Origin of the sequence: Mycolicibacterium pyrenivorans, assembly GCF_025821625.1 — a bacterium.
GTDB classification, from domain to species: domain Bacteria; phylum Actinomycetota; class Actinomycetes; order Mycobacteriales; family Mycobacteriaceae; genus Mycobacterium; species Mycobacterium pyrenivorans.
The window spans coordinates 1-19,671 of record NZ_JACKSH010000017.1 but is presented as its reverse complement, the minus strand read 5'-3'; the positions used below and the strand labels follow the sequence as shown (position 1 = coordinate 19,671).

Genomic DNA, 19,671 nt, shown 5'->3' with positions numbered 1-19,671 from the left:
GGTCATCTGATGGCCCCGGCATCGCGCAGGCTGGCCACCTCATCGGCCGGGATCCCCATCGCGGCCAGGATCTCGTCGGTGTGCTCACCGAGTTCAGGTGCCCGCCTCAGCGCAGGCACCGTTGCGCCCTGGAACCTGATCAGCTGAGCGGGCTGCCGGGTCAAGCCATAGCGGGGATGGTCAAATTCACCGACGCGGCCGAGTCGGAGATTCTCCGGATCGTCCATGAACCGCCGGTTGTTCTCGTACACCGGCTCCGCGGCAGGAACGCCCACGGCGGTCAGCTCGCCGAGCAGATCACTCGTCGAACGAGTGAGGAACTGTCCGAAGAGCGCGTCCTCGAGCTCGTAGGCGTTGGCCTCCCGTAACTGCGGCGTCGCGAACCGCCCGTCACCGAGGATGTCGACCCCCAGCACGCGCCCGAGCGCCGCGATGTCCGTGTCGTTGGCCGCAACCACGACGATCCACCCATCGGCGGTTTCGTAGAGCCGGTGCAATGGCCCAACGCCCATTTGCAGCGCATCGAGGCGTCCTGCACCGAGCACGGTTCCGTCGCCGGTGCGCACGACGTGGCACATGTCTTCCATCGCGGAATGGAAATGCGGTGAATCGAGGAACTGACCCTTCCCCGTCTCGTGCCGATTCCACAGCGCCATGAGCGCGCCGACGGCCCCGAGCAAGCCGCCGCCGGAGTCCTCATTGGCGACCGGGTCTACCGGCGGGTTGTACAGACCCGCCGCTTCATAGTCGGCCCCGACGTATCCCGCCATCAACGGCGCGAGGCTCTGTCTGTTGACATCGGGGCCTCCAATTCCCCAACCCGTCGCGTGCAGGTACACCACATCCGGGTTCAGGTCGTGAACCTGCTCATAGCCCATACCCAGCCGCTCGGCGACGCCGGGACGCAGGTTGTGGTGCACCACGTCGGCCCACTTGATCAGACCCGAACGGATCTCGCCCACATCGGGGTTTCTGAAGTCGACCCCCATCGCCCGCTTGCCGGCCTGCGCGCTGCTGAACGGGCGCTCGAGGCCGCGCATCGGGTCGCCGATCGGCGGCTCCACCTTGATCACATCGGCGCCAAGATCGGCCATCAACCGCGATGCGTAGGGCCCGGCGAACCAGTGTCCGATGTCGAGGACCTTCAGCCCAGCCAGCAGCGGTCGCTCATCGATAGGACCAAGTTCGGATGCGGCAGGCGGCTTGGGTAGCGTGCCCGAGCGCAACTCGGCCAAAATTTCGTCGGTGTGCTGGCCGACTGTCGGTGCCCCGCCGCGCACCACGGCGGGAGTGCGGCCGTGTTTAATCGGCGGCGCGATCTGCTGCACGGTCCCCAGCGCCGCATCGGACACGGTGATGACCATCTCGTTGTGGACGGCCTGCGGCTCGTCGAACACCTCGGTCGGCCGCAGCACGGGAATCGCGCAGATGTTCGCGTCGATCAGTCGCTCCAGCCAGACCTTCCGGGGCTGAGTCTCGAAGATACCGGGAATCTCCGCCAGCGCGATCGCTTCGGACTCGCTCAGCGGCGTGCTCGCCTCCGAACCGTCCACCGGCAACACCCGATCGTCAATACCGACCAACGCCATCAGACGGTCGAACGCGCCCCGGGCCGCGGTATGCACGCCGATGTACTCGTCATCCGCGCAGCGGAGTGTCTTGATATAAAACCGTGTTCCGCCCGTGCGATACCGCTGCTTGTTGTGAGCGCTGTATCCCCAGCTCTGAGAGACATAGGCGATCATGCCATCGAGAAGTGACGTTTCCACGTGCCGTCCCCAACCATCGCTCTTGCGCCGGTACAGTGACGACAAGATTCCGATGAGTCCGAGATATGCCGCACCAGAGCTCGCTGACGGCACGCCGACGAAGATCGGACCGTCGCGGAAACCCGCCTGATCGCCCATTGTGCCGAGAAGGGCATGCACGAGTGCCTCGTGACCGGGCAGATCGCGGTGCTCACTGTCGGCTCCGAATCCTGAGATGGAGCAATAGACGAGGGCCGGATTGCGTTCGTGCACAGCTTCATAGCCCACCCCAAGACGATCGGCAACTCCGGGCTGCCAGCTCTGGATGAACACGTCGGCGCCTTCGAGCAGGCCGAAGAGTGTCTCGCGCTCACCAGAGTCCTGTAGGTTCAGCGTGATGCTGCGCTTGCTGCGGTTGAAAACCGAGTACGCCACCTCGAGTTCGCGCCGGAACGGGTCCCCGCCCGGTGGTTCGACCCAAATGACATCGGCACCGTAGTCCGCGAGAATTCCGGCCGCCTTGGCGCCGGCCATTCCCGACGTACAGTCGATGACCCGTAGCCCCACAAGTGGCCCAGCCATGTCTCAAATCCTCCAAGGTTGTCGGTCGCCGGAAATGCCCATTCTCGCAGCCTCCACCGTTGTGATCAATCCGTGGTGCGGAGCATCACTGCACCGGGTGTGAAGAAGAACCCGCCCGAGGTCACCAACGCGACCCGTGCTCGGTCCACCTGCCGCTGACCGGCGTTCCCGCGAAGCTGGTGAACGGCCTCACGAATATGACCGCTGCCCTGCGATGCGCCCTCAGACATGTTGCCACCGTGGGCGTTAACGGGAATCCTTCCGTTGATCATGATCCGCCCCGAGGCGGCGTCCCAGTTGTCGTCGAGGAAGTCTCCCGCCTCGCCGGGACCGCACCAGCCGATGTCTTCGAACCACTTCAATGTGGTGATGGTGAACCCGTCGAACGGGTTGTAGACGTCGACATCGTCGATTGTGAGTTCGCTGACATCCCACAGCCGCCGGCTGACCACTTTTTGGCTGGAATGGTCGACGTCGCGCAGGTTCTCTTCCGCGGTGCGATCGGTCTGACCTGCTACGGCGGCGTGGATGAGCACCGGCTTGTGCGGCAGGTCGCGGGCCCGTTCGGCGGTGGTGACGACGAACGCGTCGGAACCGTCCACCGGGAACTCCATGTCAAGCATCCGCAGTGGGTCCCACAGCATCGGCGCCTTCATATAGTCTTCGATGCTCAGCGGATCAGTAACCGCCGCATGGGGATTCATCCGGGCGTTGCTGCGGGCATTGACCGCTATGTAACCCAGGTGTTCCGGCCGCGCCTTGTAGGTGTCGAAATACTTTCTCGCCCACGGCGCGTACACCGAAGCTTCGCCGGCAATCGAGTCGGGCCAGTAACTCTGCGGGCGCCGCGCGTGCTGATAGTCGCCGGCACGCTTGCGGAACGGATCCTTGGCCGCCGATGCCGACAACATCGGTGTCCGGTACATCGAATGGTGCACCAACACCGTCTCGCACACCCCCGAGGCGACCGCCATCATCGCGTTAGTCATCTGGATGTTGAACGCGGTCAGGCAGCTGACCGCCCACCCCGTCTCCGGAATCCCCAGGGCGCTCTGGAGAATCTCGTTGCGGAAGACGTCGCCGGATAGGCCGTCGATGTCGTGCTTGGTCAGGCCCGCGTCCCTGATGGCGTTTTGGCATGCCTCGACGACCAGGGCGAGCTCGCTGCGGCCAGAATCCCTGGAAAATTCCGTGGTGCCGACGCCGACGATGGCGACCTGGTCACGTGCGGGATAGCGCCTGGTCATCGCGGCGCTGCTGTCGTCATGTCGGTCGCCATTCCGTTCTGGTCGTTGGTCATGCGGGCTTGAAGGCGGGCACGGGATTGCCGCGACGATCCAGCCAGTCGAGCTCGACCGCCATGCCGATGTCCACGTCCGCGGGCGCGACACCCACGACGAGGCCCGTGGCCCGCAGATCGTCCTGTTCGGCGAGCGAGACGACGGCCAGTGCGTGCTCGGCCCTCGGCGCGACCGTGAATGTGTGGACCACGCCCTTGCCGCTCACCGCGGTGGGTGTCACGTTGGATGACCAACAGTTGGGGCAGGTCGGCCACGGTGGCTGAAACCACTTCGTACAATCCCCGCACCGATTCACCAACAACTCAGAGCGCAGTAGCCCACGGTAGAACTCGACGTTGTCGCGGTCGATCCACTCGGTCGTGAAGCGGTCGAACACCTCCTCGGAGGCAGCTTCTGCCGTCACCCGTACCTGTATCCCTTCGTCAGCGCGCTGCCCAGAAAGCCCACTATTTCTTGTTGGTCGCCCATTCGGTCTTGTTCCACATGTCAATATCGCGCTCGTCGGCGGCGCGACCGGCGATCGTGACTGTGTCGACATCGGTGGCCAGCGCGCGCAGCGCACCGGCGGTGCACTGCTCCTTGGGCTGGTACTTGAACGGATCGAATTGATAGGCGTTGATCGCGTTCTCGTGGGTGATCTTGTTGATGACGTCGTCGGGCAGGTGCCCGAGTGTCCGGATCGCCTGCTCCGGCGAATTCGGCCACTCGCTGTCGGAGTGCGGGTAGTCCGACTCCCAGAACACGTGTTCGATGTTGAACCAGTCGAGCAGGTGCGGACCGACCTGGTCGTTGATGAAGCACGAGAAGATGTGCCTCTTGAAGACGTCGGTTGGGGTGTCGTAACCCGGGGGCATCTTGTGCTTGGTCCAGCCGCTCTGCCGCTCGAGGACGTGCTCAGACTTCCACAGGAAGAACGGGATCCAACCGATGTCGCCTTCGGTGAGCGAGAACTTCAGGTCGGGGAACTTGCTCCAGAAGTCGGCCCAGATAAGGTCGAGCATGGTGAACATCGTCATGATCGGAGCAGCCGCCATCACCGCATTCGGTGGTGCATCGGCCGTGAGCTGGGGGGTACGCGACGACGACCCAAGATGGCAGCACATCACCGTGCCCTCTTCGGAGGCGGCCTTGAACAGCGGATCCCAGGCATCACTATGAATGCTAGGCATATTCAGCGCCTCGGGGTTCTCTGAGAACACGACGGCGTGGCAGCCCTTGCGGGCCAGCCGCTTGACCTCCTTGGCCGCTTCCTCGACGTCGTACAGGGGAAGAAGACCCGCCGGAATGAATCGGCCCGGGTACGCGCCACACCACTCGTCGACGTGCCAGTCGTTGTACGCCTTGATCATGATGGTGTTGATGTCGCGATCGGGGCCTTGATTGAGCACCTGCCCCGAAAAACCTGTGAAGTTCGGGAAGTTCAAACCGCCCAGCGTGCCGCCGGCATTCATGTCCCGCACGCGCTCGTGCACGTCGTAGCAACCGGGCCGCATGTCGTCATAGCGCGACGCGTCGAGGTTGTACATCTCCCTGGGTTTACCCGCCACGGCGTTCAGCCCGAGGTTACGGCCCCGAATGTTGCCGTAGTACCACTGCTGGGTGCCATTGGCCTCAGCGACGACGCGCGGCGCAAACTCCTTGTATTTGTCGGGGACATGTGCGTCGAACATGTCCGCGGGTTCGCTGATGTGGTCATCCACACTGATCAGGATGAGATCGTCGGCTTCCATCGCTAGTCCCTTCGCTAAATTCGGCTCGTAATCAGGTGGTCAACGACGTGCTGCGAGAGTTCGCTGCGAATGCTTCCTGCCAAAACTCGGAGAACGCGTATTCTCACGATAGTCGTATACAAGCACATAGGGCTAGTGTATACAAGAACACCAAGAAGCCCGGGTTTGCCGGTTTCCGAAACCCGTTCGTGAATCCAGCTTTCGGGGCGGCATCGCAACCCACATCGGTACCGTTGCCAACGGGAACACCGCGTATGACGACACGGAGGTCAATGTGACAACGACGCAACTGCCCACCGCGCCACTGACCAATACTGACACGTTCTTCATCGACGGCGATTGGGCGAAGCCCAGCAGCGACGCGATGATCGACGTTATCGATTCGCACACGGAGGATGTCTATTTCCGGGTCGCCGAAGCGCAGGCGGCCGATGTCGAGCGGGCCGTCACGGCCGCACGCACCGCGTTCGACACCGGGCCGTGGCCCCGGCTGACGCCGGCCCAGCGGGCTGAGTACATGCGTGCCTTGGCCGACGCGCTCGAGGCCAAGAACGAGCGCAACTTGCAGATCTTCCCCCGCGAATCCGGGATGATCATGGCCTATGCGGTCAACGACTGCCCCGACGCCGCCAACCGGCTTCGATTCTACGCGTCGATGGCCGATACTTACTCCTTCGAAGAGCCGGCCATGCCGACCGCCGGCGGCGCCTTCGGGCTGTTGACTCGCGAGCCAGTCGGCGTGGTCGGCGGGATCGTGCCGTGGAATGGCCCGCTGTTCCTGTCGACAACCAAAATCGCCCCGGCCCTCATCGCAGGCTGCACCGTCGTGCTGAAGATGGCGTCCGAAGCGCCGGGCGAGGGATACCTGATGGCGGAGGCCGCCAAGGAGGCCGGCCTGCCGCCCGGTGTGCTGAACATCCTCACTGCTGAACGATCGGTCTCCGAACTCCTCGTCCGCGACCCGCGCGTCGACAAAATCGCCTTCACCGGATCGTCTGCGACCGGTAAGCGCATCGCAGGCATCTGTGCGGAGCGGGTGGCGCGGTGCACCCTGGAACTCGGCGGCAAATCGGCGGCAGTCATCCTCGACGACATGGATCTGGGCGCCGCGGCGGCGCAGATCGTGGGCGACGAGATTTTCCTTACCGGCCAAGTCTGCTCCTCGCTGACACGCATCATCGTCGGCAAGGAGCGTCACGACGAACTCGTCGATGCGATTGCCGCCGGGTTCGCCGCGGTCAAGGTCGGAGACCCATACGCCGCGGACAGCCAGATGGGCCCGCTGGCCGGTGCACGGCAGCGCGAGCGTGTCGAGGGATACATCGCCAAGGGCGTAGCCGAGGGCCAGCGACTGGTCGCCGGCGGTGGGCGCCCGAAACATCTCGACCGTGGGTTTTACGTCGAGCCAACACTTTTCGCCAACGTCGACAACAAGTCGACGATCGCGCAGGAGGAGATCTTCGGACCGGTGCTGGTGGTGATTCCCGCCGACAGCGAAGACCACGCAGTCGCGTTGGCCAACGACACGGTCTTCGGCCTGAACGCATCGGTGTACACCGCCGACGTCAACCGGGCCAAAGCCGTAGGAGCCCGCCTGCGGGCCGGCACGGTCGGCCACAACGCCTGCCGCACCGACTTCGGAGTCAGCTTCGGCGGCTTCAAGCAGTCCGGGCTGGGCCGCGAAGGCGGTACGGAGGGCCTCGGCGAATACCTCGAGGCCAAGTTCTCGATCTTCGAGGATGTCCCGGACGGGTACAGCCTGAAATAGCGGTGCGGAAACGTCACTCACCGATAGCAGCGTCGATACGAGCGATCACTGCAGTGTCGGCGTACCTTCGCATCGAATACTCGCGCCGGTGTATGCCGGCAACGTGAATCACCTTGCCAGTGATATCGGTCGCGTCGTCGGAGGCGAGCCACGCCGCCACCCGGGCGACGTGGACCGGATCGAGGTCCAGGGTCGTTGGCGACTTGTCGAACACACTTGCGTTCATGCGGGTGAACGCCCCCGGCGAGATGGCGTTGACAGTGACTCCGCACGCCCGGCCCTCGCTGGCCAGGCCGATGGTTGCCGACCATACCGCTGCCTTCGCCGGGCCGTAGATAAGGCCGAGTCCACCTTGACCGAGATCGGCTTTTCCCGGAAACGCCTCTTCGGAGACGGTGTTGATCACCCGGCCCCAACCCTGCGCCCGCATCATCGGCCACGCGGCTTTGGCCGCCCCGAGCGGGCCATACAAATGCAGCGCAAGTGCGCGTCGGAGTTGTTCCTCGGTGAGGTCCTCAATCGCCGCGCCGCCTGGGAGCCCAGCATTGTTGACGACGATGTCGACCTTGCCGAACGCCTGCGCCCCCGTGTGGACGGCTGCAGCCGAACCGGCGAATGAGGCGATGTCGTTGCAATCTGCGACAGCCTCGCCACCGGCGGCAACGATCTCGGCGACCACGCCCTCGGCCACGCTGCCGTCCCCGCCATCACCATCCAAGCCGACACCCAGGTCGGACACCACGACCTTCGCGCCGCGCTGCGCCATCAGCAGGGCGTGCGCGCGACCGATCCCCCGACCCGCGCCCGTCACCAGGGCGACATGCCCTTCGAGTGACGATGTCGACACGAGATCACCTCTGTTGGCACTCATGTGGAAACACCTCTCGCCGCGCCGGCTTGCCCGGTCAGGACGAGAGCTCCGACGTCGAATTCAACTTCGCGAGTACGTGCCGCCGCACCAACTTGCCCGTTTCGGTACGGGGCAGCTCATGCCAGACGTGAATCGTGTCGGGGGTCTTGGATCCGCGTAGTCGTGTTCTGACGAACTCCCGTAGGTCGTCTGGCGCGATGCGTGTGTTCGGGGCTCTGACGATGACGGCTTCCAACCGTTGTCCCCATTCGATATCCGCAACGCCCACGACCACGGCGTCGGCAACGGCTTCGTGGGCGAGCAGGACGGCCTCGATTTCTGCCGGTGCGATGTTCTCGCCGCCCCGAATGATGGTGTCGTCTGCTCGACCGCCGACGAACAGATAGCCGTCGGCGTCTATGTACCCCTCGTCGCGGGTATCGAAATAGCCGGAGCCATCCAACACAGAACCGGTTCCCGAGTACTCACCCGACACCTGCTCGCCGCGCACCCAGATGCGGCCCACCTCACCGGCGGAGAGCACCGTCCCATCTGCCCCCCGGATCTCGATTTCGACGGTGGGTAGGACCTGTCCGGCGGACCCGAGTCTGTCCCGGACGTGCTGGTCGGCAGAGTCGACGGCAGCTCGATGGTCCTCCGGGCCTAGCACCGCGATCGTTGAGCTCGTTTCGGTGAGACCGTAGGCGTTGACGAAACCGACGTGCTGCCATTCGGCGAGCGCCTTCTCGATAACCCGCCGGGGCATCGCCGCGCCGCCATACGAAAGAGTCCGCAGCGACGGCACGCGGTGATCGCCATCGGCGTCGATAATCCGCGCGAGCATGGTGGGAACGACCAGCGCGTTCGTAATCTCTTCGGAGCGGACCACTTCCAGCCACTCCTCACCACTGAACTGCTCCAGAACGACGGCTCGCCGTCCGGCGTAGAAATTCGTGATGGCGTTCGCCACAGCAGCAATATGGTATGGAGGCACACTTACCAGCGCTGCCTCGGAATCAGACGCGCCAGCGAACTCGACGGAACCCATCACGTAGCTGGTGAGATTCTCGTGCCTGAGCACAACTCCCTTGGGTTCCGACGTTGTGCCCGAGGTGTAAATGATGGCGGCCGGGGCCGCAGGATCCTCCGCGGCAACGTACGGCGAGCCGGCGGGGTTCGCGGCCAACTTGGCAAGCCAGTCGTCGCTGGTGACTGTCTTCAGTCCAGCGGCTGAACAAGTGGCTTCAAATTGTTCGGAGGTTATCACCAGCGCGCCCGGATGCTTAGCGAGTAAGCCGGCCATCTGTTCGGTGCTCTGCCGATAGTTCAACGGCACAAGGGGGATGCCGGCCCGGGCAGCGGCGAACAAAGCGATCGTGAAGCACGGCCCATTGATGTCGAGGTATACCAGCGCCTTCACATCTTGTGCGGTCAGTGAGGCTGCCGCCGTGTCGCATAACGCGGATACCTCTGATGCCGTGTACGTTTGCCCCTTCCTCCCCAGAAGGGGGCGGTCGCCCATGCCGTCGACCACCATATCGAGCAGTATCGACACGTTCACGAACAAACCTCTTCTCTCGTGATCAGCCGACGGACTCCGCCTTGTGCCCACCTATCCGTCGGCGGTGTTGCCTCATAGCAATTACCTAAGCCACTCCGGAACGGATGCCGCCCACTGCAACCTCACCACTGAATCCTGCATACTCTAACGTCACTAAGTGACTAATGTCCATCAGCGCCTATTGTTAGCCGAAGGTGCAGGTAGTGAAAAGAATCTCAGCGTTGATCATCGTGGCTGCGAGCGCGCGAGGCTATTCGAGTCCGCCCATGGAGCACCCAACAGCGAAACAATTGCTGTGGTAATCTCCATTCTCAAGTACCGCTTGTTTATCCTCTCATAGGGGTGACGAGACGCCGCACAAATCTGTGCCCTAACGACGGGCGAGTGTCTCGACGGCGTACGAACGGAAGGATCCTCTGGGCGTGGGCGATCACGATGAAGCCGCGAGTCAGCTCGCCACGTCCCAGCCGGCAGCCCGCTATCAAGATCTTGCCGGCTTGCGGACACTGGTCGTCGGCGCATCGTCAGGAATCGGTGAGGCATTCGCTATCGCGGCGTCTGCCCGCGGAGCCGCGGTCGCGTTGGCGGCACGTCGCATCGAACGGCTCAAACCGTTGGCCGACAGCTTGAATGGCTTCGCCTATGAACTCGATGTCTCGCGCCCCCGCGAGATTGAGAAGATCGTGGAGGACGCGGCCGCCGCGCTCGGCGGCCTCGATGCCGTGGTCTTCACGTCCACTTTCCTGCCGTTCGCACGTATCCACGACACCGACGTGACCACCTGGGTACACGCATTCTCGGTCAACGCAGTCGGCGCGTCGCACGTGCTGCGCGCCGCACTGCCCCACCTCTCGTCGTCGTCGGTGATCCTGATCGCCTCCAGTCACGACGTCGGTCGTCCACGAGCAGGGGTCGCTGCCTACAATGCGAGCAAGGCGGCACTGGACGAGGTGCTGCGCTCTTGGCGCGGTGAGCATCCGGAGCTTGCACTCATCAGGGCCGCAATCGGACCCACCACCGACACCGAAATCCTGCGCGGCGCTGACCGGCATTTGCTGGCCGAGCTGTACAGCACATGGAAAGATCATGGCCAGATCCCGTCTCAGATGTCGGCGGTTGCCGACGTCGCAAACGCACTCGCATCGCTGGTGGCAGCCGCCCGTGACAATCCTTCGGTGGTGGCGGAATCGGTCACCCTGGCACCGCGGCATATCAACTGAGCGACGTACTGGAAAGCAACGTTGGTTGAAGGTCGTACCGTCAAAAATCTCATCTAGGTATCGACTGCGGCGTACGCGCGCAACCGGTTCAGGTTCCGTCTCAAGCTGATCACCAGGATCGGGCTCATGACCTTTATCACCGACTCCGGGATTCCGCGCGGCCGGACCAGCACAGACCACGTAAGTCTGCATCCACCATCGGCTGGCTCGATTCGATAGTCTTCGGCGAAGGCGCGGAAGACCGGCCGCGAGCAATCGGTGAACCGAAAAGCCATCCGTTGATTCGTCTCCCAACAGATGAATTCCTCGTTAGCGACGAACGCACGCCCGATATCAACCGTGCGGGTCGTTCCGACCCCCTTCGGGTCGGGACTGGTCCACACCACCTTTCGTGATCGCGGTCAACCACCGCGGCCAGGCCGCCGCATCCTCGAGGATCTCGAACAACTGATCCGGTTGTACCGGAATATCGACAGCGACCCTTAGCGTCGGTCGACTCAGCTCGACCAAATCGACCGGCCCACAATCCCACATTCTCATCGTGTCGAGACATCGTCACGTCGGTCAGACCTCGATGACAACGGCGCCGCCCTGGCCGCCGCCGGCACACATAGCAGCCACACCGATCCCACCACCTCGACGGTTCAACTCGTAGAAGAGTGTGGTGAGCATCCGCGCACCGCTGGCCGCGATGGGATGCCCCAGGCTGCACCCACTGCCGTAAATGTTCACCAGTTCCTCGTCGATACCGAACTCACGGCATGCCGCGATCGGAACCGATGCGAAAGCTTCGTTGATCTCCCAGAGGGCGACATCGCCGGCCGACAATCCGGTGCGGTCGAGCACCTTGCCGATCGCGAAGACCGCCCCGAGGCCGGTGTCCTTCGGCTCGACGCCGGCCGCTGCCCAAGCCCGGACGACCCCCAGTGCATTGAGCCCTGCCGACGACGCGATCTCGGAGTCCATCACGACCATCGCCGCCGCGGCGTCATTGGTGCCGCTGCTGTTGCCCGCTGTGATCGAGAATTCTGGGATCTCAGGGTGCAACACCGGCAGAGCTTCCAGACGCTCCATGGTGGTACCGCGGCGGGGAGATTCATCGACGGTGAAACTCGTGACCGAACCATCGGGTCCGGTGATCTTGAGCGGAACGATTTCGTCGGCGAACACGCCGTCATCGATCGCCTTGATTGCCCGTTGATGTGACCGCAACGCCCATTCGTCCATCTCGCGCCTGCTGATTCCGACAGCTTGCGCAGTGTTCCACCCAACCGTGATCGGCATGTCGCGGGTAGGTGCATCCGCCGTCTCAGGATGTGACGGCGGGATCCACATGTCCTCGAATTCGGCCTCCGGTCCTGGAATGCGGACCTTCATCAGCGGTATCATCGATAACGACTGCACGCCACCGGCAACGACCGTGCGATCCATCCCGGAATTGACCTGCGCGGCCGCGTTGGCTACCGCGGTCAGGCTGCCGGCGCAGTGCAGGTTCAGCGCCTGGCCCGGCACCGTGTTCATGCCGAGCTTTGCCGCAGCGTAGCGCGCGAGATCGCCTCCCCCATAGTGTGATTCGGCAAACATGATGTCGTCGATCGACGCCGGATCGACCCCAGACCGTTCGACGACAGCCTCCAGGATGGTCGTAGCTAGCTCCTCGGGAGTGGTGTTCACCAGTGATCCTTTGAAGGCCCGGCCGATCGCAGTACGAGCGGCACCTACAACGACGGGTTTCGGCATGAAAGTCCTTTCATCAGTTGTCAACGAAATAAGTTGTGAGATAGAGCTATTCGGCGACGCGGACCCGATCCTTGACCGCGGTGACGATCGGTGGTGCTGTTCTCCAGTTGGGGACGCCTTGCTCTTCACCCGCAACCGCCCCGCCGTCGTCACGAACCTCGGCCCAGTGCGCGTGGTTCATCTGGTGAAGTGAGAAGCATGCCTGCAGCGAGTTGTAGAAGCCCATGTTGTCGACCGTCTGGTTTACCGACTCTTTGATCAGCAGGGCCGCCACCGTCGGGACCGAGGCGATCCGGCGGGCCATGTCCAGAGTGCGCTCCGGTAGTTCATCGCGCGGGAACACCTTGCTCACCATGCCAAGCCGGTGCGCTTCGTGGATGTCGATGGCATCCCCGGTGAGCATGAGCTCCTTGGTCTTGCGCGGCCCGAACTCCCAGGGGTGGCCGAAGTACTCCATACCGCACATACCGAGGCGAGTCCCGACCACATCGGCGAATCGGACCTCCTCACTGCCGACGATGAGATCGCAGGCCCACATCAACATCAAGCCCGCCGAGAACACATCGCCATGGACCTGCGCGATGGTGATCTTGCGCAGATTGCGCCAGCGCAGCGTGTTCTGGAAGAAGTAGTGCCACTCCTGAAGCATGCGGCTCTCAGTGCCCGCCCGAGTGCCACCGTTGATTGTCATGGTGGGGTGCTGCCCCGGTCCTGGCGTGTACTCAGCCATCGCCTGTTTGGAGCCGATGTCGTGCCCCGACGAGAACATCGGACCCTCACCGGCCAAGATGACGACCCGGACGTGGTCATCGGCTTCGGCCCGCAGGAATGCCTCGTTGAGTTCCACGAGCATGCCGCGACTCTGCGCATTGCGCTGTTCGGGCCGATTCAATGCGATCCGCACGATGCGCCCCTCATCGAGGACCTCGTATTTCACGAACTCAAAATCAGACATAGTGCACTCCCGGTTGTCGGCGTTGGGCTTTGGGTGCGTCAGCTTCCCGGCGGCAGCGCCACAGTCTTGGTCTGCGTAAAGATTTCCAGACCTTCGATACCGCATTGGCGCCCGACGCCGGACTGCTTGTAGCCACCGAATGGCGCGTCCGCCCCGTACCAGACCGCGCCGTTGAGACCTAGCGTTCCGGTGCGGATGCGGCTGGCCACGTCGCGCGCCCGGTTGATATCGCCGGAGCTGATCTGCCCGGACAGCCCGTAGGGCGAGTCGTTGGCGATCCGGACCGCATCGTCGTCGTCGTCGAACGGGATGACGACCAGAACGGGTCCGAAGATCTCTTCCTGCGCGATCGTCATCTTGTTGTCGACATCGATGAATAGGGTCGGTTCGACGAAGTACCCCTTGGGCAGATGGGCAGGAATCCCGCCGCCGACGACAAGTTTCGCGCCTTCTGCCTTGCCCTTCTCGATGTAGCTCAGCACCCTCTCCTGCTGACGCTTGGATACCTGTGGCCCCTGCAAGTTCGACGGATCGTTGGGGTCGCCGTAACCGATGTTCTTCATACCCTCGGTGACGATGTCGACCGCCTCCTGATAGCGCGATCGGGGCACCAGCAGTCGCGTGGAGATTGCGCAGCCCTGGCCGCCGTGGGTACACACCGCCGCCGCCGTACCAACCGCCGATGGAAAGTCCGCATCGTCGAGAATGATGTTCGCCGACTTCCCACCGAGTTCGAGGAACGTCGACTTCAACGTTCCCGACGCGGCCGCCATGATTCTCTTCCCTGTGGCAGTAGATCCGGTGAAGGCCACCATGTCCACATCGGGAGACGTCGACAAGATCTCGCCGACCGAGTGATCGGATGAGGTGACGATGTTCACGACACCCGGCGGGATGTCGGTGTGTTCAGCGATCAGCCGACCCAACCGCGTCGCGTTGTACGGGGTATCCGGGGCGGGCTTAATCACACAGGTATTGCCCATCGCCAAGACCGGGCCGAGTTTGTTCAGGGTGATCTCGAGCGGAAAGTTCCACGGAACAATCACCCCGACAACACCGACCGGTTCCTTCCAGACCTCCCGCTCGGCGATCATGCCCCAGCCAAACGGGTCCTTTTCCCCCAGCGACCGCGTCCAAGGGAAGGTGTCGATCTGTTCGGCGGGCCATTTGATCGCCTCGTTGATCGGTGCGTCCAACTGTGGGCCATGGGTCAGCAGCACCGGACATCCGACCTCGGCGATCAGTTCTGCACGGAACTCCTCGCGCTCGGCCTCCAGAGCCTTCTGCAGCTGCAGAAGGCTCTGCTTACGGCCTTCGTGATCACGGCCCCAATCGGTGTTGTCGAATGCGCGCCGGGCCGCGGCTACCGCGCGTTCAGCATCACTACGAGAGCCGTCGGCGACATCACCCAGTACTTCTTCGGTGGTCGGGTTGATGTTCTGGAAGGTTTTGCCATCTTGGGCGTCGACCAGCTGTCCGTCGATGAGCATCCGGTGTTCGTGCATGAATTCTCCTGTGTTAGAGGCGGTGTCCGGCGCCGCGAGCGAGATTGCAAAGGCAGTGCTGCATGGTGGACGCTCCGGCACGAGACTGGAGCACTGCACGCGATGGCCGTCAGCCTGGAAGGCTCTTCGAGCGCCGGCCCGAGTCTGATCACGAACGAGAACATATCTTCTCGTCGAGTATATAGAACGGCCATATCCCAACCGCCGTCGGCACCGCCACGGCGGGCGCGAACAACTGCCGGCAGGTCGCCGAAGCGTTCCGACACTGCGGGCGGGCAGGCGAGTTGGCTCATGTTGACGCAACCCGGCGAAGGAAGTCCTCGGTGATGGAGGTGACCGTGCTGGAAAACATAACGCCGACGTGGCCACCGTCGTGCCAGTGCAGCTTTCCCTTCCATTTCTCGTTCAGAGCCTCGGCTGGGCGCCGCAGCGCCATCCGGTCGTGCCACGCTCCGACGATCAACCGACGGTCGGCCGGTGCAGCCGGTTCCACGGCCAGGGGGTCAACGACGGACGTGAGGGCTGACACCGCGTCGGACTGCATGACCCGGCCGAGCTCGGCGCCCGCGCTACCCCAGCGTTGCTGATGTTGGGCGATCATCTGATTGAGTCCGAGAATCGGCACGTACAGTGCGACCGCGTCCACTTGAGGCTCGAGGTATGAAACGAACGCGGCGACCGCCGAGCCCAACGACAGCCCGGCGACAGCGACGCTGGTCGCCTGCGGCTGGACCCACCGGACAACGGCGCGTACCTCCGAGATCGTGCGCATCATTCCGGCGACATTGTCGATCGGATCGACGGCCGGGTAGGCCGGCCAGGCCCGACGACGGATGCCCTGGCCCGGTTGGATGGGCAGGGCGATATTTAATCCCAGTTTGCTGAAAAATCGGTAGGACCGGGACGCGGCGATGTCGGCGGGTCCACCCATTCCCGTACCGTGCACCCATATCAGCCAGGGCCGCGGACCGTCGCTGTGCCGGATGAGATGCACCACACCGTCAGCGGGCCCCCCGAGGCCCTCGGCCTCAAGCACGGGGGGCAGGCCGGGACGGTGGCGGTAGGTCATCCTTTCATAGCGCACGCGGCCGAGACGGTGCGATGTGGTAGCCCTGGGGCACAGGACGGCAGGATCGACGTGTGCGCGGCCGATGCCGAGCGAGACGAGTTCGGCAGCGACCCGCTCGTAATCCTGCACCGGACGCCCTAGCCCACCCATCGGTCCCGTCAGCGTCATTCCAGCGAGCGCCATCTCGTCGATCGCGACTTCAGCCACTCGGCGAATACCACTGGGCTGCAGGGGCTCCCATCCTGGGCCTGCGCGAACCTCGGCGAGCGAGCGCGGCACAACCATGCCGAAATCACGGGCCGCCTGCCGCAGCGGGATCACGTCGATGGCGCCGAATCGATGTCGAAGCCGGCATATCCGTTGGCCGCGGCCACGTCACAGCGTCGACGGTATTCGGGTACCCCCGCTATGTAGCCCATGTACATCTTCTTCTTGCCGGCCACGTTGCCCCCGTTGTACCAGGAGTTACAGGAGGGATGGGTGAACAACGATCCCTTCACCATCGAGGTGGTGTGCTCCATCCACTCCTGCTGAGCCTGTGCTGTCGCCTCGATGGTGCGATGGCCCCGGTGCCGAAGGTGGGCCAGACAATCGGTTATCCATTCGACGTTGGCCTCCATCACAGCTATGTAATTGCTCGACGGAGCGGGGCTGCCGGGGGCCTGGACGACGAACATATTGGGGAAGCCAGCCACCGCCAATCCCAGGTAGGAGCCGGCGCCGTCGCTGCTCCATCGATCACGCAGCGACTGCCCCAGGCGCCCGCGGATATCCATCTTGGTCAGCGCGCCGGTCATGGCGTCGAAGCCCGTGGCGAAGATGATCACATCGATGTCATAGGTACCCTGCTCGGTTTCGATGCCGGTGGGGATCACCCGCTTCAGCGCCCCCTTGCGCAGGTCGACCAATGTGACGTTGTCGCGGTTATAGGTCTCGTAGTACCCCTGGTCGATGATCGGCCGTTTGCAACCGAACGCGTGGCTGGGCACCAGCGACGCGGCAGTGTCCGGATTCGTGACGATTCTGGCGATAGCCCGACCGTAAAGCCTTCGCGCAAGGTCGTTGGCTTCCATGTCGGTGAAGACATCACTCCAGTTCAGTGCCCCCTTGACACCGTCGTCTTCAACCGCGCGCTGGCGCTCTTCTTCGGATGTGGCCAGCAGACGCGGACGCTCCATCATGCCGAGCATGAACGAAAAGGCGGTCAACCTGGCTGCGCCGACGAAGTGCTCCCGCTGGGCCGCCCTGATCTCCGGGTAGCGAGCTTTCATCTCGTCAAGTTCGCCGTCGTCAAGACTGCGGACCTCCCAGGGCAACGTGTAGGCGGGCGAGCGCTGGAACACGGTGAGATGTGCCGCCTCCCGGGCGACGACGGGGATTGCCTGTACACCTGTCGATCCGGTGCCAATGATGCCAACCCGCTTGTTCGCAAAGGAGACTTTGTCGCGGGGCCAGCGGTTGGTGAACAGCGACTCTCCGCCGAATGACTCCATGCCTTCGATGGTGGGTTCGAGAGGCACGGACAAGATCCCCGAAGCCGCGATCACGAAGCCAGCGGTGAAAATCTCCCCGCCCTCGGTGCGGATCGTCCACGCCGCGTCAGTGTCACTGAACTGCATGGCCACTACATGGGTGGTGAATTTGATGTCGCGGCGAAGGTCGAGCCGGTCGGCGACGAAGTTGAGATACGCCTCGATCTCGGGCTGAGCGGGCATGTTCTCCGTCCACACCCACTCCTGCTGGATCTCCTCGGAGAAGCTGTAGGAATATTCAATGCTCTCGATATCGCATCGCGCACCCGGATACCGGTTAAACAGCCACGTGCCACCCACCGAGTCAGCTTTCTCGAGGCTGACCGTACGAAAGCCCATTTCACGGCATCGATGCAGTGCGTAGAGGCCAGCGAATCCGGCTCCGATGACGACGACATCGAAGTCGGTCTCGCCCGAACTCTGATTCACATTCGCGACGGCCGTATCGGCGTTAACCACGGTGGCTCCTTCTTCTATGAATCCCATGCGCTATCCATGCCGCGCGCATGCCATGGCATCCTACGCAAATGCTCGATATCGTCCAGAGAGAATTCTAGTTCTCGCCGCCGGAAGGCTCTGATGCCTCATCTGACCACCCCCGCCATCTAACAGATCGAGGACCTCGAATGCCCCAGCCCAGCCTCGCCGACCTGCTCGATCCGTTGATTGCGGCTGTGGTCACTGAGGAATGCCCGGGCGGTGCCGTAGCGCTGGACAGCACCTTGCCGGCAGTCGCCACCGAGGCACAGCGCGGGGCGATCCGGAACGTCGCCAGGTCTCCTGCGGCTGCACGTGCCGCCGGTGTGACCGTCGCCCACTGCTCAGTCAACCGCCGACATGACGGCCGTGGATCGAACCCGAACGCCCGGTCGTTCGACGCGGGGCGGACAATTGGCGGGAATCGGACGCCGGGCAAGCCGGGCGGTCGCTATTGCCCAAATTAGGTGCTCACCCAGACGATCTCGCAACTGGCGCGCCTCCTCGGACTCGGACCAACGGGCATCGACAACACCTAGCCGCCTGGCAATAGCCGATGCGGGGCCGCCACAAGCAAGCAATCCTCCGAAAGGACACCCAAGCGTGACTCTCCACTACTCGTTCGAGCTGCCGACAACAAAGGTCGAGGCTGCCGCAGAGTTCGTTACCGCCGAGGCGATCGCCGAGATCGCCAACGCAGCGGAAAGTTGTGGATATGGCGCCGTCCACGTGACCGATCATCCGGCGCCGGACGCGAAGTGGCTTGATCACGGCGGCCACCACGCCCTTGACCCCTTCGTCGCCTTGTCGTTCGCCGCTGCCAGGACGTCCACCATCAGGCTCTTGACGAACATCTATGTGGCCGCCTACCGCAACCCCTTCCTCGGGGCGAAGCTAATTCAGAGCCTCGACATGCTCTCCGGCCGCCGCTTGATCCTCGGCACGGGGGCTGGATATCTAAAGCCCGAATACCGTTCCCTTGGCGTTGATTTCGAGACCCGTGGCGCACTGCTGGACGAGGCGCTCGACGTCCTCGCCAAGATCTATACCGGCGACGACGTCGCCTATGACGGCTCGCGCTTCTCGGCCCGCGGCGTTCGGTTCCGCCCCCTTCCTCCCGGAGGGTCACCGCCGCCGGTCTGGATCGGAGGCAACAGCAAGATCGCCGTACGCCGCGCGGTGTCACGATACGAGGGCTGGGCACCGTTCAACACTGTCGGCTACGAGGCCGCTTCGCGGACGGCGGGAATCGCAACTGTCGACGAACTGAAGTCGGCGATCGACTGGGCCCGCGCCTACGGCGCCAGCATCGGGCGGACACAACCGCTGGACATCTGCTTTTCGGCGTCGGTAATGCTTGACGGCAAGTCAACTGACGAGCAGCAGGCGGTGCTGGCCGCACTGGAGAGCGCCGGAGTCACCTGGGTCATTGTCTCCGCGGTCGGCGACGACCGGCACGAGGTGATCGCGAATCTGCGCGACTTCGCAGACCGGTTCGTCACATCCGCAGCCCGGTGAACGCACCCGGCTGTGACCTAGTAGTACTTTGTTAGGTGGGGAAGGTGTGGTGGCATAGTGGGCAGGTGCCGATCCAATGAGCCAGTGCGCGTTGAAGTTTGCGCACGATGCCGTA

At 63.4% G+C, this 19,671-nt stretch carries 15 protein-coding genes; 3 read left to right on the top strand and 12 right to left on the bottom strand.

Annotation, left to right across the window (positions count from 1 at the left end; translation table 11 throughout):
• Positions 1-2: 2 nt before the first annotated feature.
• The 4 genes from H7I57_RS01425 to H7I57_RS01410 form a co-directional block, all read right to left on the bottom strand.
• Positions 3-2,330 (bottom strand): CaiB/BaiF CoA transferase family protein, encoded by a 2,328-nt coding sequence (locus H7I57_RS01425; RefSeq protein ID WP_264021467.1) that lies wholly within the window; start codon positions 2,328-2,330, stop codon positions 3-5.
• A gap of 65 nt (positions 2,331-2,395) precedes the next feature.
• On the bottom strand, positions 2,396-3,577 hold the full coding sequence (locus H7I57_RS01420) for a thiolase C-terminal domain-containing protein (RefSeq protein WP_264021466.1): 1,182 nt from the start codon (positions 3,575-3,577) through the stop codon (positions 2,396-2,398).
• A 49-nt stretch (positions 3,578-3,626) separates the two neighbouring features.
• Positions 3,627-4,034, bottom strand: coding sequence for a Zn-ribbon domain-containing OB-fold protein (locus H7I57_RS01415; RefSeq protein WP_264021463.1), 408 nt, complete (start codon positions 4,032-4,034; stop codon positions 3,627-3,629).
• 43 nt (positions 4,035-4,077) lie between these two features.
• Complete coding sequence (locus H7I57_RS01410; protein ID WP_264021462.1) at positions 4,078-5,361, bottom strand: amidohydrolase family protein; 1,284 nt, start codon at positions 5,359-5,361, stop codon at positions 4,078-4,080.
• 274 nt (positions 5,362-5,635) lie between these two features.
• Here H7I57_RS01410 and H7I57_RS01405 point away from each other — a divergent pair, with 274 nt between their 5' ends.
• Complete coding sequence (locus H7I57_RS01405; RefSeq protein WP_264021460.1) at positions 5,636-7,129, top strand: aldehyde dehydrogenase; 1,494 nt, start codon at positions 5,636-5,638, stop codon at positions 7,127-7,129.
• A 13-nt stretch (positions 7,130-7,142) separates the two neighbouring features.
• On the opposite strand, the gene H7I57_RS01400 is transcribed toward H7I57_RS01405, so the two are convergent.
• Positions 7,143-7,940: an SDR family NAD(P)-dependent oxidoreductase gene (locus H7I57_RS01400; protein ID WP_264021459.1), complete on the bottom strand. Its 798-nt coding sequence runs from the start codon at positions 7,938-7,940 to the stop codon at positions 7,143-7,145.
• Positions 7,941-8,034: 94 nt separating this feature from the next.
• Positions 8,035-9,540 (bottom strand): class I adenylate-forming enzyme family protein, encoded by a 1,506-nt coding sequence (locus tag H7I57_RS01395; protein WP_264021458.1) that lies wholly within the window; start codon positions 9,538-9,540, stop codon positions 8,035-8,037.
• Positions 9,541-9,962: 422 nt separating this feature from the next.
• On the opposite strand from H7I57_RS01395, the gene H7I57_RS01390 reads away from it, so the two are divergent.
• Positions 9,963-10,760 carry an SDR family oxidoreductase gene (locus tag H7I57_RS01390; RefSeq protein ID WP_264021457.1) on the top strand — a complete coding sequence of 266 codons (798 nt, stop codon included), beginning with the start codon at positions 9,963-9,965 and terminating at the stop codon, positions 10,758-10,760.
• A 53-nt stretch (positions 10,761-10,813) separates the two neighbouring features.
• Here H7I57_RS01390 and H7I57_RS01385 read toward each other — a convergent pair whose 3' ends face one another.
• The 6 genes from H7I57_RS01385 to H7I57_RS01360 all read right to left on the bottom strand — a co-directional run bounded on the left by H7I57_RS01385 (position 10,814) and on the right by H7I57_RS01360 (position 18,020).
• Positions 10,814-11,143, bottom strand: coding sequence for an SRPBCC family protein (locus H7I57_RS01385; protein ID WP_264021456.1), 330 nt, complete (start codon positions 11,141-11,143; stop codon positions 10,814-10,816).
• Positions 11,144-11,324: 181 nt separating this feature from the next.
• Complete coding sequence (locus H7I57_RS01380; protein ID WP_264021454.1) at positions 11,325-12,500, bottom strand: thiolase family protein; 1,176 nt, start codon at positions 12,498-12,500, stop codon at positions 11,325-11,327.
• Positions 12,501-12,546: 46 nt separating this feature from the next.
• The gene (locus H7I57_RS01375) at positions 12,547-13,455 is read right to left on the bottom strand and encodes an enoyl-CoA hydratase (protein ID WP_264021453.1); all 909 of its coding nucleotides are present in this window, start codon (positions 13,453-13,455) and stop codon (positions 12,547-12,549) included.
• A 38-nt stretch (positions 13,456-13,493) separates the two neighbouring features.
• Positions 13,494-14,945 carry an aldehyde dehydrogenase family protein gene (locus H7I57_RS01370; RefSeq protein ID WP_264021500.1) on the bottom strand — a complete coding sequence of 484 codons (1,452 nt, stop codon included), beginning with the start codon at positions 14,943-14,945 and terminating at the stop codon, positions 13,494-13,496.
• 304 nt (positions 14,946-15,249) lie between these two features.
• Positions 15,250-16,314, bottom strand: a complete 1,065-nt coding sequence (locus tag H7I57_RS01365; RefSeq protein WP_264021452.1) for an alpha/beta hydrolase family protein — start codon at positions 16,312-16,314, stop codon at positions 15,250-15,252.
• A gap of 32 nt (positions 16,315-16,346) precedes the next feature.
• Entirely contained in the window at positions 16,347-18,020 is a 1,674-nt protein-coding gene (locus tag H7I57_RS01360) for a flavin-containing monooxygenase (RefSeq protein ID WP_264021451.1), read from the bottom strand.
• Positions 18,021-18,641: 621 nt separating this feature from the next.
• On the opposite strand from H7I57_RS01360, the gene H7I57_RS01355 reads away from it, so the two are divergent.
• Positions 18,642-19,556 carry a TIGR03619 family F420-dependent LLM class oxidoreductase gene (locus tag H7I57_RS01355; RefSeq protein ID WP_264021449.1) on the top strand — a complete coding sequence of 305 codons (915 nt, stop codon included), beginning with the start codon at positions 18,642-18,644 and terminating at the stop codon, positions 19,554-19,556.
• Positions 19,557-19,671: the final 115 nt, after the last annotated feature.

Coding starts and splice junctions, on each gene's coding strand:
- H7I57_RS01425 (WP_264021467.1), bottom strand. CDS start 2,330: ATGGCTGGGCCACTTGTGGGGCTACGGGTCATCGACTGTACGTCGGGA.
- H7I57_RS01410 (WP_264021462.1), bottom strand. CDS start 5,361: ATGGAAGCCGACGATCTCATCCTGATCAGTGTGGATGACCACATCAGC.
- H7I57_RS01380 (WP_264021454.1), bottom strand. CDS start 12,500: ATGCCGAAACCCGTCGTTGTAGGTGCCGCTCGTACTGCGATCGGCCGG.
- H7I57_RS01370 (WP_264021500.1), bottom strand. CDS start 14,945: ATGCTCATCGACGGACAGCTGGTCGACGCCCAAGATGGCAAAACCTTC.
- H7I57_RS01420 (WP_264021466.1), bottom strand. CDS start 3,577: ATGACCAGGCGCTATCCCGCACGTGACCAGGTCGCCATCGTCGGCGTC.
- H7I57_RS01365 (WP_264021452.1), bottom strand. CDS start 16,314: ATGGTTGTGCCGCGCTCGCTCGCCGAGGTTCGCGCAGGCCCAGGATGG.
- H7I57_RS01375 (WP_264021453.1), bottom strand. CDS start 13,455: ATGTCTGATTTTGAGTTCGTGAAATACGAGGTCCTCGATGAGGGGCGC.